2 protein-coding genes and 1 pseudogene are annotated in these 1,481 nt (G+C 36.9%); all 3 read left to right on the top strand.

What is annotated here, in order from left to right:
• Positions 1-534, top strand: a pseudogene (locus BPMYX0001_RS25765) (hypothetical protein); the annotation flags it as partial.
• A gap of 258 nt (positions 535-792) precedes the next feature.
• Complete coding sequence (locus BPMYX0001_RS25760; protein WP_006097113.1) at positions 793-1,050, top strand: hypothetical protein; 258 nt, start codon at positions 793-795, stop codon at positions 1,048-1,050.
• Positions 1,047-1,481: relaxase MobL (mobL, locus tag BPMYX0001_RS33375; protein WP_033799774.1), on the top strand; the 435-nt coding region annotated here is incomplete at its 3' end. The genes BPMYX0001_RS25760 and mobL, both read left to right, overlap by 4 nt.

Below are 1,481 nucleotides of genomic sequence, written 5' to 3'. Positions count from 1 at the left end.
AAAAATTTGGTTATACAAGTAAAAGAACTATCTCCAAAATGGCAGGCAGTTGCGCTAGATGTATTTGAAAAAAATAATCAGGATGTAACAGTAGAGACAAAGCAAAAGACTGAGAAAGAAAAGGAAACTTCAAAACAAGATGAAAAGCAAACGTTCCTAAAATCCTTCTTCTCCGACCAAAAGAAAACAGAAATAGAAGAGGGCATTTCACAAAAGAGTAAAGGCACTTATGCGAAAGTGTTTATCGGTATGGAACAAAAAATCTTAAAAGAAAAAGTAAAACAGTACAATGAGGTCATGAAACAAGAAACATCTAAACAAACACAGTGGCAAGAGCAAATCACAGAATGGAAGAACGATTCTAAGTACCAAACTGAAACAGAAAAAATGGAAACCGACGCAAAAATTAACTCAAAAGAAACGAATATTAGCCAGTCAAAAGAGAAGGTTGAACTATATAAATGGGAGCAAGGACAAGTGAAAGAAAAGATGAAAAAATTAGATGAGAAGGCAAAAGATGTAGAGCGTTTATGAAAAAAGTGTAGTGTACCTTGAATGTACTTTCAAGGTTTTTAGGTGTACCTTGAGTGCACTTTTAATAGATTTTTAGTGTACCTCGACTGAACTTTGGAAGATATTGACTGTACCTTGAGTGTACTTTTGAAAGACTTTCATGACCCCACGATTTTACTAGGCTTTGCCTAGTCCCACACCCTTGGTGGGGGCAAAAAGCCCTTATGCTCTTCTCACTCTTGGGTGTGGTGTTCTGAACGAATGGAGGCGAAATAACAGATGGACATTAAAATCCGAAATTTGAGTCCAGTTGCGATCAAAAGATTAGATGAAATTGCAAAGAAGAAAAACATTTCAAGACAGGAATTCTTGAAAGGACAAATTGAGACATTGGCGTTTTACCAGGAACAGCAAAATCGTGAATTGTATCTTCAACAGTTGTTAGAAAAAAATATCTATGCGATGGAAAGTTGTTTCGAAGCTGTAAAAGAAATGAATGCCTTTTTACAAATGATGACGCAGGATGATGAGGTATGAGCCAAACAGCAAGTCCTTCACAAGCAACGGTGACGCCTGGTGTGGTGACAGTGTCTCGTTTTGTTACGGCGGATGGAAAAACATTTCAGGATTATGTGGAGTATGTCGACCGAGAAGATGCAAAAAGAGAAGGTGAAGCGCATCAGAAAATGTTTTCTCTGTATCAGGATTATATGGGAGATGCAGAGAAGACATCTTCCCTCTTCACAGAGCATAGTAACGGTTTAAAGGAAAATGAAAAGAAAGATTTAAAAAAGATGTTTCAGCTCGCTCAAAAGAATAAAAGTATTATGTGGCAAGATGTCATCACTTTTGATAATGATTGGCTTGCAGAACATGGTGTGTATGATCCTAGAACACGTACTGTAGATGAAACAAAATTGATGGATGTCACCCGAATAGCGATGAAAGAAATGTTGAAAAGAGAAAAG

Origin of the sequence: Bacillus pseudomycoides DSM 12442 (assembly GCF_000161455.1) — a bacterium.
GTDB lineage: Bacteria > Bacillota > Bacilli > Bacillales > Bacillaceae_G > Bacillus_A > Bacillus_A pseudomycoides.
The sequence above is the reverse complement of the archived record's forward strand: the minus strand, read 5'-3'. Positions and strand labels throughout refer to the sequence as shown.